The organism is Bacillus sp. FSL L8-0358 (assembly GCF_038593095.1).
Classification (GTDB): Bacteria; Bacillota; Bacilli; order Bacillales; family Bacillaceae; genus Bacillus; species Bacillus subtilis.
Genome location: NZ_CP151962.1, coordinates 2,729,053 through 2,744,097, shown reverse-complemented (window position 1 = coordinate 2,744,097; position 15,045 = coordinate 2,729,053). Strand labels below are relative to the sequence as shown.

Annotated in this window: 14 protein-coding genes and 1 other annotated feature; of the genes, 13 read left to right on the top strand and 1 reads right to left on the bottom strand. The window is 43.7% G+C overall.

Annotation, left to right across the window (positions count from 1 at the left end):
• Positions 1 to 40 precede the first annotated feature (40 nt).
• Both spoVID and cotN read left to right on the top strand, forming a co-directional pair.
• A complete protein-coding gene (gene spoVID, locus NYE49_RS14200; protein ID WP_047182974.1) occupies positions 41 to 1,768 on the top strand; it encodes a spore coat morphogenetic protein SpoVID in 1,728 nt (575 codons plus the stop codon).
• Between the two features lie 32 nt (positions 1,769 to 1,800).
• Positions 1,801 to 2,826, top strand: a complete 1,026-nt coding sequence (gene cotN / locus NYE49_RS14195; RefSeq protein WP_014480462.1) for a spore coat protein CotN — start codon at positions 1,801 to 1,803, stop codon at positions 2,824 to 2,826.
• A gap of 18 nt (positions 2,827 to 2,844) precedes the next feature.
• Here cotN and NYE49_RS14190 read toward each other — a convergent pair whose 3' ends face one another.
• Entirely contained in the window at positions 2,845 to 3,036 is a 192-nt protein-coding gene (locus NYE49_RS14190; RefSeq protein ID WP_047182973.1) for a hypothetical protein, read from the bottom strand.
• A gap of 165 nt (positions 3,037 to 3,201) precedes the next feature.
• Positions 3,202 to 3,424 (top strand) — a binding site (T-box leader).
• Positions 3,425 to 3,483: 59 nt separating this feature from the next.
• On the opposite strand from NYE49_RS14190, the gene valS reads away from it, so the two are divergent.
• From valS to minD, 11 genes are all read left to right on the top strand, one after another.
• On the top strand, positions 3,484 to 6,126 hold the full coding sequence (valS, locus tag NYE49_RS14185) for a valine--tRNA ligase (RefSeq protein WP_015483523.1): 2,643 nt from the start codon (positions 3,484 to 3,486) through the stop codon (positions 6,124 to 6,126).
• A 59-nt stretch (positions 6,127 to 6,185) separates the two neighbouring features.
• Positions 6,186 to 7,478: a folylpolyglutamate synthase/dihydrofolate synthase family protein gene (locus NYE49_RS14180; protein ID WP_015384275.1), complete on the top strand. Its 1,293-nt coding sequence runs from the start codon at positions 6,186 to 6,188 to the stop codon at positions 7,476 to 7,478.
• 139 nt (positions 7,479 to 7,617) lie between these two features.
• On the top strand, positions 7,618 to 8,364 hold the full coding sequence (locus NYE49_RS14175) for an A24 family peptidase (protein ID WP_080344219.1): 747 nt from the start codon (positions 7,618 to 7,620) through the stop codon (positions 8,362 to 8,364).
• 133 nt (positions 8,365 to 8,497) lie between these two features.
• Positions 8,498 to 9,496 (top strand): stage II sporulation protein SpoIIB, encoded by a 999-nt coding sequence (gene spoIIB / locus NYE49_RS14170; RefSeq protein WP_047182972.1) that lies wholly within the window; start codon positions 8,498 to 8,500, stop codon positions 9,494 to 9,496.
• Positions 9,497 to 9,648: 152 nt separating this feature from the next.
• Positions 9,649 to 10,218 carry a Maf family nucleotide pyrophosphatase gene (locus tag NYE49_RS14165; protein WP_004398496.1) on the top strand — a complete coding sequence of 190 codons (570 nt, stop codon included), beginning with the start codon at positions 9,649 to 9,651 and terminating at the stop codon, positions 10,216 to 10,218.
• Positions 10,219 to 10,254: 36 nt separating this feature from the next.
• A complete protein-coding gene (gene radC, locus NYE49_RS14160) occupies positions 10,255 to 10,950 on the top strand; it encodes a DNA repair protein RadC (protein ID WP_015384272.1) in 696 nt (231 codons plus the stop codon).
• A 91-nt stretch (positions 10,951 to 11,041) separates the two neighbouring features.
• Entirely contained in the window at positions 11,042 to 12,055 is a 1,014-nt protein-coding gene (gene mreB, locus NYE49_RS14155; protein ID WP_003229650.1) for a cell shape-determining protein MreB, read from the top strand.
• Positions 12,056 to 12,085: 30 nt separating this feature from the next.
• Complete coding sequence (gene mreC, locus NYE49_RS14150) at positions 12,086 to 12,958, top strand: rod shape-determining protein MreC (protein WP_003222609.1); 873 nt, start codon at positions 12,086 to 12,088, stop codon at positions 12,956 to 12,958.
• Entirely contained in the window at positions 12,955 to 13,473 is a 519-nt protein-coding gene (gene mreD / locus NYE49_RS14145) for a rod shape-determining protein MreD (RefSeq protein ID WP_342410339.1), read from the top strand. Before mreC ends, mreD begins: the two co-directional genes overlap by 4 nt.
• Before the next feature lie 52 nt (positions 13,474 to 13,525).
• Positions 13,526 to 14,206 carry a septum site-determining protein MinC gene (gene minC / locus NYE49_RS14140; protein WP_004398901.1) on the top strand — a complete coding sequence of 227 codons (681 nt, stop codon included), beginning with the start codon at positions 13,526 to 13,528 and terminating at the stop codon, positions 14,204 to 14,206.
• A 1-nt stretch (position 14,207) separates the two neighbouring features.
• On the top strand, positions 14,208 to 15,014 hold the full coding sequence (gene minD / locus NYE49_RS14135) for a septum site-determining protein MinD (RefSeq protein WP_004398624.1): 807 nt from the start codon (positions 14,208 to 14,210) through the stop codon (positions 15,012 to 15,014).
• Positions 15,015 to 15,045: the final 31 nt, after the last annotated feature.

Here is a 15,045-nt window from a genome sequence, read left to right as displayed (position 1 = left end):
ACATCTAATTTTAAGGATTAGATGAAAGGAGGATATGAACTTGCCGCAAAATCATCGATTGCAATTTTCTGTAGAAGAATCGATCTGTTTCCAAAAAGGACAGGAAGTTTCTGAACTGCTTTCTATTTCATTAGATCCTGATATTAGGGTTCAGGAAGTAAATGATTATGTATCAATCATAGGATCGCTTGAACTTACAGGTGAGTACAACATAGATCAAAACAAACATACCGAAGAGATTTATACAGATAAGCGGTTTGTTGAACAAGTTAGAAAGAGAGAGGATGGAAGTGCGGAACTGACTCACTGTTTTCCTGTGGATATTACCATTCCGAAAAATAAAGTGAGCCATTTACAGGATGTCTTCGTCTTTATTGACGCATTTGACTATCAATTGACGGATTCGCGCATTTTAACAATTCAAGCTGATTTAGCGATCGAAGGGCTTCTGGACGATACGCAAGACAAAGAGCAGGAGATACCTTTATATGAAGCTCCTGCGGCATTCAGGGAGGAAGAACTTTCAGAGCCGCCGGCACATAGTGTAGTAGAAGAACCGGGTGCATCATCGGCAGAGGAAGCAGTTATTCAGCATGAACCGCCAGCCGAACCGCCAGAACTTTTTATCTCGAAAGCGGGGCTCCGTGAAGAACTGGAGACAGAAAAAGCAGAATCTGAGCCGCCTGAATCGGTTGCTTCAGAACCAGAGGCCAGAGAAGATGTGAAAGAGGAAGAAGAGTCAGAAGAGCTTGCTGTGCCGGAAACGGAGGTTCGTGCTGAATCGGAAACAGAAGAATCTGAGCCAGAACCTGATCCTTCAGAAATAGAGATTCAAGAGATCGTTAAAGCAAAAAAAGAAACGGCAGAGCCGGCAGCTGCAATAGCGGATGTTCGTGAAGAAGCAGACGCTCCAGCGGAGACTGAGCTTCGTGAACACGCCGGAGCAGAAGAATCGCCTGCTTTGGAAGCTGAACTTCATTCAGAGACTGTGATTGCAGAGGAAAAAACGGAAACAACAGTGTCTCCCAATCATGAATATGCGCTGCGCCAAGAGGCTCAAAATGAAGAAGCAGCTCAATCGGATCAGGCTGATCCTGCGCTTTGCCAAGAAGAGGCGGAACCGGATGAAGCTTTGGAGAGTGTATCAGAGGCCGCTCTCTCCGTAGAAGATAGCAGAGAAACAGCTTCAGCTGTATATGTGGAGAATGACAAAGCCGATTTACATTTCCATTTCAATCAAAAAACAAGCTCGGAGGAGGCATCTCAAGAAGAATTGCCTGAACCGGCATACCGTACCTTCCTGCCTGAACAAGAAGAGGAGGATTCTTTTTATTCAGCGCCTAAGCTGCTGGAGGAGGAAGAACAAGAGGAAGAGAGCTTCGAAATTGAAGTGAGAAAAACACCATCAGCTGAAGAGCCTAAGGAAGAAACACCTTTTCAATCCTTCCAGCTGCCTGAATCTTCTGAGACTGAAAGGAAGGAAACGGATGCTGTTCCTAGGGTTGCTCCTGCTGCTGAAACGAAGGAACCTCAAACAAAGGAAAGTGATAATTCTCTTTATTTAACCAAACTCTTTACAAAAGAAGCGGATGAGTTTTCGAGAATGAAAATTTGTATTGTGCAGCAGGAAGATACGATCGAGCGTTTATGCGAACGGTATGAAATTACATCCCAGCAGCTGATCAGGATGAATTCTTTAGCCTTGGATGATGAATTAAAAGCAGGACAGATTCTCTATATTCCTCAATATAAAAATAGCCATGCGTAAACCGTAAGTGATCGGAAAATGTGGTGAATGAAATGGAAGATACCCAATCGGTTCTTCAGGAATACGGACTGACTGCTCAATTTATTGAGCCTGTCAGTCCTCTTGTTTGGAAAGTGTATACAGACTACGGCATATTTGCCCTGAAAAAATTGAAAGAGGGTCGCGGCAAGCATTTTACAGATCATATGGTGGCGATTGAGGAAAAAGGCTTTCGTTCATTCGTTCCCGTTTACAGAACAAATAGCGGTGAGTTTTTCTCAGCAGGCATACAATACGGAGATACCTACTATTTAATGCCTTGGCTCCAATTTGACCAAGAGGAAGAGCGGGATCAGAAGCATGCTTATTTATTTAGAGAAACAGCCCGTCTTCACGAGAGAACTGCACAGGAACTAAAGGTTAGACGTGATGAGATTGAACGTTATTACGGGCAAACGAAAAAAAAGTGGGAACAAGATAAAATTTTCTATGAGCAGTTTGTGGATAGAGCGGAGAAGGAATGGTACCTTTCTCCTTTTGAACTCCAGGCCATAACCTATTTTTCAGAAACCATTTCCGCGGTGAATTTTGCGCTGGAACGGTTGGAGGACTGGTATGAGTCTGCAAAGGAAAAGGACGTTTCACGGGTTGTAATGAACCACGGCAGCCTGTCTATACACCATTTTCTGTATAATGATGCTGGGACCGGATATTTTACAAACTTCGAAAGAGCATCTGTCGGTCCGCCGCAAAACGACCTGCTCGGCTTTTATACAAAAATGTTCAGAGGCTTTCCGAAAGCTTGTCCGGAATGCGTCGAATGGTTTTATGGATATACGAAATCATTCCCTTTGCGTGAAGCGGAAGTCAGCCTTTTTCTCAGCTATATGGCATATCCGGCAGCCATGTACAAGGTGCTGAACGGTTATCAAACTGGGAAAAGACAGCATGAAAAAGAGGAATGTACACAATTATTAAAGGCTTATTGGCAAATGAAAAACATAGAGCCGTTTGTGATGAAAATTCATCAGATTGAACAAGAGAAAAAATTTCAGGCTGAAAACGAGTCCACGTCTTAATGGCGCGGACTTGTTTGTTTATATCCATTCTAAATGAAGGGCGCAAGCTAAAAAGATTAGGATTGCGAGCAGCAAAACATCAAAGGTTGTCGGAAAGAAAATGGTTCTGATTCCTTGAAAAATCGTAATGGGAATAATCACTTGTGCGGATACAAGCCGAAGTTGCCTTACCCATGGCGGCAGCGAATAAGAGCTGAAACGTTTCTTCACGGTGCATCCTCCTCTACGCATTTACAAGCATCATATGTAAACTTGGGCAATAGGTGCCTGCCCATCTGTATAGAAAGCGGTGTTTTTGGAAAAGATGATTGACGAATCAAAAACACTTTTACTATAATAAAGAACATAAATAATGTATACAATGAGCTGATAAATACACCTGCTTAGAACGGGAAGAGTACAAAAAAGGCGCATGCAGAGAGAGAAGCCGTTTGCTGAAAGGCTTCTTATGTTGTCTGATTGGAAGGTCGCCCGGGAGCATAATTTCTTGAAAGAAGAGTAGAGAAATTCGGGAAACACCCGTTATCCGTTATAAGTGCATGAACTGATAGAGTTCATGAAAAAAGGTGGTACCGCGAAAGAGCTTTTCGTCCTTTTACAGGGATGAAGAGCTCTTTTTTCGTTCTCAGCCATTTTTAAACATGCTGGAGGGTTATGATGGAAACGAATGAACAAACAATGCCGACGAAATATGATCCGGCAGCGGTTGAAAAAGACCGATATGATTTTTGGCTAAAAGGCAAATTTTTTGAAGCGGGCAGTGACCAGACAAAAGAGCCATACTCTGTTGTCATCCCGCCGCCAAACGTAACAGGAAGACTTCACCTTGGCCACGCGTGGGACACAACGCTGCAAGACATTGTAACAAGAATGAAACGCATGCAGGGCTATGATGTGCTGTGGCTTCCTGGCATGGACCACGCCGGCATCGCGACACAGGCTAAAGTAGAGGCGAAACTTCGTGAAGAAGGCAAATCCCGCTACGATTTAGGCCGTGAAAAATTCCTCGAAGAAACGTGGAAGTGGAAGGAAGAATATGCTGACTTTATTCGCAGCCAGTGGGCGAAATTAGGTCTTGGCCTAGATTATTCCCGTGAACGTTTTACGCTGGATGAAGGCTTGAGCAAAGCGGTAAGGGAAGTATTCGTTAAGCTTTATGAAAAAGGCCTGATCTACAGAGGCGAATATATTATTAACTGGGACCCAGCGACAAAAACAGCCCTATCCGACATTGAGGTGATTTACAAGGATGTTAAAGGCGCGTTCTATCATATGAGCTATCCGCTTGCTGACGGTTCAGGCTCAATTGAAATTGCGACGACACGTCCTGAAACAATGCTCGGTGATACAGCTGTTGCCGTTCACCCTGAAGACGAGCGCTATAAACACCTTATCGGAAAAACGGTGATCCTGCCGATTGTAAATCGTGAAATTCCGATTGTCGGTGATGACTATGTTGATATGGAATTTGGTTCAGGTGCCGTGAAAATTACGCCTGCTCATGATCCGAACGACTTCGAGCTTGGCAACCGCCACAATTTAGAACGCATTCTTGTCATGAATGAAGATGGCACGATGAATGAAAATGCGCTGCAATATCAAGGTATGGATCGTTTTGAATGCCGCAAAAAGCTCGTAAAAGATTTACAGGAGGCGGGAGTTCTCTTCAAGATCGAGGATCATATGCACTCTGTCGGCCATAGTGAACGAAGCGGGGCTGTTGTGGAGCCTTATCTTTCTACACAATGGTTTGTGCGCATGCAGCCGCTTGCTGATGCAGCGATTGAGTTGCAAAAGAAAGAAGAAAAGGTCAACTTTGTGCCTGACCGTTTCGAAAAAACGTATTTACACTGGATGGAAAACATTCGCGACTGGTGTATCTCCCGTCAATTGTGGTGGGGCCATCGTATTCCTGCCTGGTATCATAAAGAAACAGGCGAGCTATATGTCGGGCTTGAAGCGCCGGAAGACAGCGAAATTTGGGAACAGGATACAGACGTACTGGATACATGGTTCAGTTCTGCGCTATGGCCTTTCTCCACAATGGGCTGGCCTGATGTAACGGCTGAAGACTTTAAACGCTACTATCCGACAGATGTTCTCGTGACAGGGTACGATATCATTTTCTTCTGGGTATCACGCATGATTTTCCAAGGCATTGAATTTACAGGCGAGCGCCCGTTCAAAGATGTTTTAATCCACGGCTTAATCCGTGACGAGCAAGGCCGGAAAATGAGTAAATCTCTTGGCAACGGTGTCGACCCGATGGATGTGATTGACAAGTATGGAGCCGATTCTCTGCGTTATTTCCTTGCGACTGGAAGCTCTCCTGGCCAGGATCTGCGCTTCAGCTATGAAAAAGTGGAATCGACCTGGAATTTTGCCAATAAAATTTGGAATGCCTCCCGTTTTGCATTAATGAATATGGATGGCATGACGTACGATGAGCTTGATCTGTCAGGCGAAAAGTCAGTCGCTGACAAGTGGATTTTAACGCGATTAAATGAAACGATCGAGCACGTGACCCAGCTTGCTGACCGATATGAATTTGGTGAAGTAGGACGCCATTTATATAACTTTATCTGGGATGATTTCTGTGATTGGTATATTGAAATGGCGAAGCTTCCGCTTTATGGAGAAGACGAAGCGGCTAAGAAAACTACCCGTTCCATCCTTGCTTACGTACTTGATCAAACGATGCGTCTGCTCCATCCGTTTATGCCATTCTTAACGGAGGAAATTTGGCAGCACCTTCCTCACCAAGGGGAATCGATTACAGTAAGTCAATGGCCTGTAGTAGTGCCGGAGCATACCGATACTGAAGCGGCAGCTGACATGAAGCTTCTTGTTGAGCTGATCCGTTCTGTGCGTAATATCCGCAGTGAAGTCAATACGCCAATGAGCAAGCAGGTTGAACTATATATTAAAACAAGCACAGACGAAATAGCGGCCCGCCTCGAAGCGAACCGTTCATATGTTGAACGTTTTACGAATCCGAGCGTGCTTAAAATCGGCACCGATATTGAGGCTGTTGATAAGGCGATGACGGCCGTTGTCTCAGGAGCAGAGGTTATTCTTCCGCTTGAAGGCTTAATCAATATTGATGAAGAAATTGCCCGTCTGCAAAAAGAATTTGATAAACTGACAAAAGAAGTTGAGCGTGTCCAAAAGAAACTTGGAAATGAAGGATTTATGAAAAAAGCGCCTGCACACGTAATTGATGAAGAACGTGAAAAAGAAAAAGATTATGTGGCGAAGCGTGACGCTGTTCAAAAACGAATGGCTGAGCTGAAGGGTTAATGAAAAGCCGGGGCGGTTTCTAGAGAAACCGCCTTGTCTTATAAAAGAGGGGATTATCATTGTTTACTGCATATCAAGATGCGCGCAGCTGGATTCACGGGAGGCTGAAATTCGGGGTGAAGCCCGGACTTGGCCGAATGAAACAGCTGATGGCGCGGTTAGGACATCCTGAAAAAAAAATCCGGGCGTTCCACGTCGCAGGAACAAACGGTAAAGGATCAACTGTCGCTTTTATCCGTTCTATGCTGCAGGAAGCCGGATATACGGTTGGAACATTTACATCGCCTTATATTATTACGTTTAATGAACGGATCAGCGTAAACGGGATACCGATTTCAGATGAGGAATGGACAGCACTTGTCAATCAAATGAAACCGCACGTTGAAGCCCTTGATCAAACGGAATACGGACAGCCGACAGAATTTGAAATTATGACAGCTTGTGCATTTTTATATTTCGCAGAGTTTCATAAGGTCGATTTTGTTATTTTTGAAACAGGTCTGGGCGGTAGATTCGATTCTACTAATGTGGTTGAACCGCTCTTAACTGTGATTACAAGCATCGGACACGATCATATGAACATTTTGGGAAACACCATTGAAGAAATTGCAGGAGAAAAGGCCGGTATTATTAAAGAAGGTATTCCAATCGTTACAGCAGTTACCCAGCCGGAAGCTTTACAGGTCATCCGCCATGAAGCTCAACGGCATGCTGCGCCGTTCCAGTCATTGCATGATGCATGTGTTATTTTCAATGAAGAGGCTCTGCCTGCAGGAGAACAGTTTTCATTCAAAACGGAAGAGAAATGCTATGAAGATATTCGGACATCTCTGATTGGCACCCATCAAAGACAAAATGCTGCTTTGTCCATTTTGGCAGCGGAGTGGCTCAATAAGGAGAATATTGCCCATATCAGTGACGAAGCGTTAAGGAGAGGGCTTGTGAATGCTGCTTGGCCGGGACGGTTAGAGCTTGTTCAGGAGCATCCTCCGGTATATTTAGACGGTGCGCATAACGAAGAAGGTGTCGAAAAGCTGGCGGAAACGATGAAGCAGCGTTTCGCCAATTCACGCATTTCTGTGGTGTTTAGCGCGTTAAAGGACAAACCGTATCAGAACATGATTAAAAGACTGGAAATCATTGCTCATGCGATTCATTTTGCTTCTTTTGATTTCCCGCGTGCTTCTCTTGCAAAAGATCTCTATGATGCAAGTGAAATCAGCAATAAGAGCTGGAGTGAAGATCCAGACGATGTGATCAAATTCATAGAAAGTAAAAAGGGCTCAAATGAAATTGTGCTGATTACCGGATCTCTTTACTTTATTTCTGACATTCGCAAAAGGTTGAAATAAAAGCATCCGGCTCCGGCAGAATCAAAAAAAGATTCTGCCGTTTTTTTTATGTGTAAAATTGAATATCCCCAATTGGAGCTCAGGATGCTCATTTTGCTACAATCCATACCAGAACTCAATGAGTAAAGGTGTGTTGTCTATGCTATCCATTCTTTTTATCTTCGGGCTTATCCTTGGTTCTTTTTACTATACGGCCGGGTGCCGTATCCCCTTACATCTATCTATTATTGCGCCCCGTTCATCATGCCCGTTTTGCCGGCGGACATTAACTCCTGCAGAATTAATTCCCATCCTGTCATTCCTAATTCAAAAAGGTAAATGTAAAAGCTGCGGGCATAGGATTTCTTTTATGTATCCCGCAGCAGAGCTTGTGACAGCGTGTTTATTTGCCGCCGCAGGAATACGCTTTGGCACGTCGCTGGAACTGTTTCCCGCTCTGGTGTTTATCTCTCTTCTCATTATTGTTGCAGTGACAGATCTTCATTTTATGCTGATTCCAAATCGAATATTGATTTTCTTTCTTCCCTTTTTGGCGGCCGCGAGATTGATTTCTCCGCTTGATTCCTGGTATGCAGGCCTGTTAGGTGCGGCAGCCGGATTTCTATTTCTGGCTGTAATTGCCGCAATCACCCATGGGGGAGTAGGGGGAGGAGATATTAAATTATTTGCGGTGATTGGCTTTGTGCTTGGTGTGAAAATGCTGGCAGCTGCCTTTTTCTTTTCTGTTTTGATAGGTGCATTATATGGAGCGGCAGCTGTTCTGACTGGTAGACTCGCTAAAAGGCAGCCGCTTCCCTTCGCCCCCGCTATAGCCGCAGGGAGCATTTTAGCCTATTTATACGGTGACTCTATCATTTCTTTTTATATCAAAATGGCATTGGGCTGACTGCTGAAAAATTTGACGAACGTTTTTTGGACAAGGCGACAAAAGTCTTGTTCTTTTTTTCTTTGCCTGTGCTAAAGTGTGTAGCATGAAAAGCCGACAAGAACGGTCAAGCAAATGAAGGGAGGAAGCGGAATTGAAAAAAAGAAAGAATAAAAAAAACAGTAAAGCCGCAGAAAAAGCCCTCAAGGTGACGATTAATGGAAAAGAAGAGACGGTTTACGAACAAGAGACGCCTGAGACAGAGGCGGATAAAAGCATGACATTCTCAAATTGGGAGGAAAAAAGACAGGCAGAACAAGAGGTTGCGGCATCCCAGGAACATCCTGATGAAGATGAATTTAATTGGGATTCCGAGGAGGACAAGGTGTTTAAAGAGGACCCCAAAGTTGTTCCTCCTTATCAAAAGAAAAAAACAAAGTCTTATGCAAAAGGAAAGACCGGGACTGCCAAACCAGTAAAAAGAGTGGCTGCGACGATTGCCTTCGCGGCTGTCATTGGCACTGGATTAGGGCTATTCGCGTTAAGCATATCGGGGAATAAAGAAGCGTCAGCACCGGCCTCTTTAGAGGATTCTCTGGGCAGCCAAACGGCAAAAGCCGGAGATACTTCTGCTGATAAACAAACCTCAGGCGCAGAAAAACAAGCAGCACAAACTGAAGGTACATACAAAACATACGCTGTGCAAGCCGGGAAATTTTCAAATGAAAAGGGTGCCGAAACGTTAACAGAACAATTGACCGAAAAGGGTTATTCCGCCGTGTCACTGTCAAAGGATGACGGGTATACGTATGTCATCGCGGGCTTAGCCAGTGATAAGAATGTCTCACAGCAGTTAGGACAGGTTTTAATCGACAGTGATTTTGAAGCCTGGGGAGGCAAGGAGCTTTCCTTATCAATAGAGTCAGATATGACAGATACTTTTAAGGAAACAGCGGAGCTTGCAGCAAAGGCGATTCTCGGTGAAGACATTACAAAAGCGAGTGTAGAGAAAATAGAAAAGTCGCTTGGTGAAACAAAAGCGTCAGAAACAGGAGAGAAAAAAGCGATTTTGCAGGCTTTAAAGGAATTAGAGGATCCAAGTGCTGAAGCCGGGTGGAAGGCTCAGCAGGAGCTGTTAGCCGTCGTAAAATAAGAGATAGTGCCCTGAGCCTTCGTCCTTTAGTGACAGGCTTTTTTTATTTTGTCATGAAAAAGTTATTTTTCTGAAATTGTGACAAGCCTCGTGATTTGGTAGGATAAACGAGTATCTTTTTTTCTTAAGCAAACCCTGAAAGGATGACGAACATGACAAAACCGCTAATACTTGCATCACAATCTCCGCGCAGGAAAGAACTCCTCGATCTTCTCCAGCTGCCCTACTCCATTATTGTCAGTGAAGTAGAAGAAAAATTAAATCGAAACTTTTCACCAGAAGAAAACGTCCAATGGTTGGCAAAACAAAAAGCTAAGGCTGTAGCTGATCTCCACCCGCATGCAATCGTTATCGGTGCTGATACAATGGTATGCCTTGACGGCGAATGTCTTGGCAAACCGCAGGATCAAGAAGAAGCTGCTTCTATGCTGCGGAGGCTTTCAGGCCGAAGTCACTCAGTAATAACCGCGGTCAGCATTCAAGCTGAAAATCACAGCGAGACTTTTTATGATAAGACAGAAGTTGCGTTTTGGTCCCTCAGTGAAGAAGAGATTTGGACGTATATTGAAACAAAAGAGCCGATGGATAAAGCAGGTGCATACGGCATCCAAGGAAGAGGCGCGCTTTTTGTAAAGAAAATAGACGGAGATTATTATTCAGTCATGGGCCTTCCTATATCAAAAACAATGAGAGCTCTTCGCCATTTTGATATAAGGGCATGACGGTTCTATAAACGGGAAGGGAAAGAAAAGGAGTGCTTGGTCATACACGATCTGCCATTAAAACTCAAAGATTTCCCAATCAAAGAAAAGCCAAGAGAACGGCTTCTGAAAGTCGGAGCCGAGAACTTAGCGAACCATGAACTTTTGGCTATATTATTGCGGACAGGGACTAAACACGAATCTGTTTTGGACCTGTCAAACCGGCTGCTGCGCTCATTTGATGGGCTGCGTCTGCTCAAGGAAGCATCGGTTGAAGAGCTGTCAAGCATCCCGGGAATCGGTATGGTAAAAGCGATTCAAATACTGGCTGCAGTTGAGCTTGGAAGCCGGATTCATAAATTAGCCAACGAAGAACATTTCGTTATTCGCTCCCCGGAAGACGGCGCTAATCTTGTCATGGAGGATATGCGCTTTTTAACCCAGGAGCATTTTGTCTGTTTATACTTAAATACAAAAAATCAAGTCATCCATAAACGCACCATATTTATCGGAAGCCTGAATTCATCTATTGTCCACCCGCGAGAGGTGTTTAAAGAAGCGTTTAAACGATCTGCCGCTTCCTTTATTTGTGTTCATAATCATCCTTCTGGAGATCCGACACCGAGCAGGGAAGATATTGAAGTGACAAGACGGCTGTTTGAATGCGGAAACCTGATTGGCATCGAGCTGCTTGACCATTTGGTGATCGGGGATAAAAAATTTGTGAGTTTAAAGGAAAAAGGATATTTGTAACACTTTTTTTTTCGTCGAATTAAGCTATAATAGAGTTTATGAGTTTTTCCCTTTAGGGTATTTTTGCTTTAAGAAAGGAAGATACATACATATGTTTGGAATTGGTGCTAGAGACCTTGGTATAGATCTTGGAACTGCGAATACGCTTGTTTTTGTAAAAGGAAAAGGAATTGTTGTGAGAGAGCCGTCAGTTGTCGCTTTGCAGACGGATACGAAATCGATTGTCGCTGTCGGAAATGATGCGAAAAATATGATTGGACGGACACCGGGCAACGTGGTGGCTCTTCGCCCGATGAAAGACGGCGTTATCGCTGATTATGAAACAACGGCGACGATGATGAAATATTACATCAATCAGGCCATAAAAAATAAAGGCATGTTTGCCAGAAAACCATATGTAATGGTATGTGTCCCATCAGGCATTACAGCTGTTGAAGAACGCGCTGTTATCGATGCGACAAGACAGGCTGGAGCGCGTGACGCGTATCCGATTGAAGAGCCTTTTGCCGCAGCAATCGGAGCCAATCTGCCAGTTTGGGAACCAACTGGAAGCATGGTTGTTGATATCGGGGGCGGTACGACAGAAGTTGCGATTATTTCCCTCGGAGGCATTGTAACTTCTCAGTCAATCCGTGTAGCCGGTGATGAGATGGATGACGCGATTATCAACTACATCAGAAAAACGTACAACCTGATGATCGGTGACCGTACGGCTGAAGCGATTAAAATGGAAATCGGATCTGCAGAAGCTCCTGAAGAATCCGACAACATGGAAATCCGCGGACGCGATTTGCTCACAGGTCTGCCGAAAACAATTGAAATTACAGGAAAAGAGATTTCTAATGCTCTACGCGACACTGTATCTACAATTGTCGAAGCAGTGAAGAGCACACTCGAAAAAACACCGCCTGAGCTTGCAGCAGATATCATGGACAGAGGTATAGTGTTAACCGGCGGCGGAGCGCTTTTGCGCAATTTGGACAAAGTCATCAGCGAAGAAACGAAAATGCCGGTCCTTATCGCCGAAGATCCGCTTGATTGTGTAGCGATCGGAACAGGGAAAGCACTGGAGCACATCCATCTTTTCAAAGGGAAAACTAGATAATCGGGAGTTCAATAGAAGAGGTGTAACACGATGCCGAATAAGCGGTTAATGCTATTACTTCTGTGTATTATCATATTGGTGGCTATGATTGGATTTTCGCTGAAGGGCGGCCGCAATACCACCTGGCCTGAGAAAGTGATCGGCGATACGACGGGAGTATTTCAAAATATTTTTCATACGCCTGCCGAATTTTTTGCAGGAATATTTGAGAACATCAATGATTTAAAAAACACATACAAAGAAAACGAGCGTCTAAGAGAAAAGCTTGACGGACAGACACAATATGAAGCCAAGCTTCAAGAGCTTGAAGAAGAAAACAAATCCTTGCGAGACGAGCTTGGCCATGTCAAATCGATTAAAGATTACAAGCCGATTTTAGCAACGGTCATCGCCAGAAGCCCTGATAATTGGGCGAAACAGGTCACCATTAACAAGGGGACTCAGCAAAACGTAGCGAAAGATATGGCCGTTACAAACGAAAAAGGCGCATTAATCGGCAAGATCAAAAGTTCCGGACTTAATAATTTTACGTCTACTGTTCAGCTTTTAAGCGATACTGACCGCAATAACAGAGTCGCGACGAAAATTTCCGGAAAAAAAGGAAGCAAAGGCTACGGCTTGATCGAAGGATATGACAAAGAGAAAAAACGTCTTAAGATGACAATTATTGAGCGTAAGGATAAACAAGACGTGAAAAAAGGCGATCTTATTGAAACATCAGGGACAGGCGGTGTTTTCCCAGAAGGGCTGACAATCGGTGAAGTGACTGATATCGAGTCAGATTCCTATGGACTAACGAAGGTTGCTTATGTAAAACCTGCGGCTGACCTTACCGATTTAAATAATGTGATCGTTGTTAACCGTGACGTGCCGACTGTCGATACAGAGGAGGAAGGATCGTGAAACGTTTCCTTCTCCCTTTCGTTATGATGCTTGTTTTTTCTGTGGAAAGCATTTTTACAGATTTGGTGCATTTTCCTTTCGTTACAGATGACCAAGTGCTCGCCCCGCGTTTTTTGATGCTTGTATTGATATTCATGTCGGCTTTTATCAACCAAAAACACGCGATGATTTACGGATTTATTTTTGGTTTTCTATATGACATGAACTATACAAGTCTATTAGGCGTTTACATGTTTGGTTTTGCAGGGCTATGCTATTTGGCTTCAAAAGCGTTTAAAGTGTTGCATACAAACGCATTTGTAGTGATATTGATAGCAGTTCTCGCTGTCTGTCTGCTCGAATTTTACGTATTCGGCATTCAGTCTTTGATTCATAAAGACATAATGACGTTTAACGGATTTGTGCTTGACCGGTTTATACCGACAATTTTATTAAATATTGCAGCAGCTCTTATTCTTGTTCTGCCATTTAGATTGTTTTTTATGAGTCTAAAGAAAGAATTGAGAGATGAGTAAAAAGGATTTTATCTTTTTTTGACGAAATGAGTATGTTGTTGAGGTGAATATTGTGAAGACCAAAAAGCAGCAATATGTAACAATAAAAGGAACAAAGAATGGACTAACATTGCATCTGGATGATGCGTGTTCTTTTGATGAGCTTCTCGATGGTCTTCAGAATATGCTGTCAATTGAACAATATACCGATGGAAAAGGCCAGAAAATCAGCGTCCATGTTAAGCTGGGAAATCGCTTTTTATATAAGGAGCAAGAGGAACAGCTGACCGAATTGATTGCGTCAAAGAAAGATTTGTTTGTTCATTCTATTGACAGTGAAGTCATTACTAAAAAAGAAGCACAGCAGATAAGAGAGGAAGCCGAAATTATTTCTGTATCAAAAATTGTCCGTTCAGGCCAAGTGCTGCAGGTAAAAGGCGACTTGCTCCTGATCGGTGACGTGAATCCCGGCGGAACAGTCAGGGCCGGAGGGAACATTTTTGTTCTGGGCTCACTGAAAGGAATCGCGCATGCCGGATTTAATGGAAATAATCAAGCGGTCATCGCCGCCTCTGAAATGCTTCCGACACAATTAAGAATCAATCATGTGTTAAATCGCTCCCCAGACCACATTCAAAAAGGGAACGAAATGGAATGTGCTTATTTAGATACAGACGGAAATATGGTCATTGAACGCCTTCAACATTTGGCTCATTTAAGACCTGATCTAACAAGGCTTGAGGGAGGAATGTGAATTGGGTGAGGCTATCGTAATAACTTCGGGAAAAGGCGGAGTAGGTAAGACAACAACATCTGCGAACCTCGGTACCGCCTTAGCCATTTTAGGGAAGCGCGTATGCTTAGTAGATACTGATATAGGACTGCGCAACCTTGATGTTGTAATGGGTCTTGAAAATAGAATTATTTACGATCTGGTAGACGTTGTAGAGGGCAGATGCAAAATGCATCAGGCGCTCGTAAAAGACAAACGTTTCGATGATCTGCTCTATTTAATGCCCGCTGCTCAAACGAGCGATAAGACAGCTGTTGCTCCTGAACAAATTAAAAACATGGTCCAAGAGCTTAAACAGGAATTTGACTATGTCATCATAGACTGTCCTGCCGGAATCGAGCAAGGGTACAAAAATGCCGTTTCAGGAGCTGATAAAGCGATTGTGGTCACTACGCCTGAAATCTCAGCTGTTCGTGATGCTGACCGTATTATAGGACTGCTGGAGCAAGAGGAAAATATTGAACCGCCGCGGCTCGTTGTTAACAGAATCAGAAATCACCTGATGAAAAACGGTGATACGATGGATATCGACGAAATCGTACAGCATTTGTCGATCGATTTGCTAGGAATCGTGGCTGATGATGATGAAGTCATCAAAGCTTCCAACCATGGTGAACCGATTGCGATGGACCCGAAAAACCGCGCTTCTATTGCATATCGCAATATTGCCCGCCGCATCTTAGGTGAATCTGTTCCTTTACAGGTGCTTGAAGAGCAAAACAAAGGAATGATGGCTAAGATTAAGTCATTTTTCGGAGTAAGATCTTAATGTGATAGAATCAAAGAGAAGAATCTGACAA

Excerpts from the sequence above, each read along its gene's own strand:
- mreC (WP_003222609.1), top strand. The coding sequence starts at position 12,086 with ATGCCGAATAAGCGGTTAATGCTATTACTTCTGTGTATTATCATATTG.
- NYE49_RS14165 (WP_004398496.1), top strand. The coding sequence starts at position 9,649 with ATGACAAAACCGCTAATACTTGCATCACAATCTCCGCGCAGGAAAGAA.
- NYE49_RS14175 (WP_080344219.1), top strand. The coding sequence starts at position 7,618 with ATGCTATCCATTCTTTTTATCTTCGGGCTTATCCTTGGTTCTTTTTAC.
- valS (WP_015483523.1), top strand. The coding sequence starts at position 3,484 with ATGGAAACGAATGAACAAACAATGCCGACGAAATATGATCCGGCAGCG.
- mreB (WP_003229650.1), top strand. The coding sequence starts at position 11,042 with ATGTTTGGAATTGGTGCTAGAGACCTTGGTATAGATCTTGGAACTGCG.
- cotN (WP_014480462.1), top strand. The coding sequence starts at position 1,801 with ATGGAAGATACCCAATCGGTTCTTCAGGAATACGGACTGACTGCTCAA.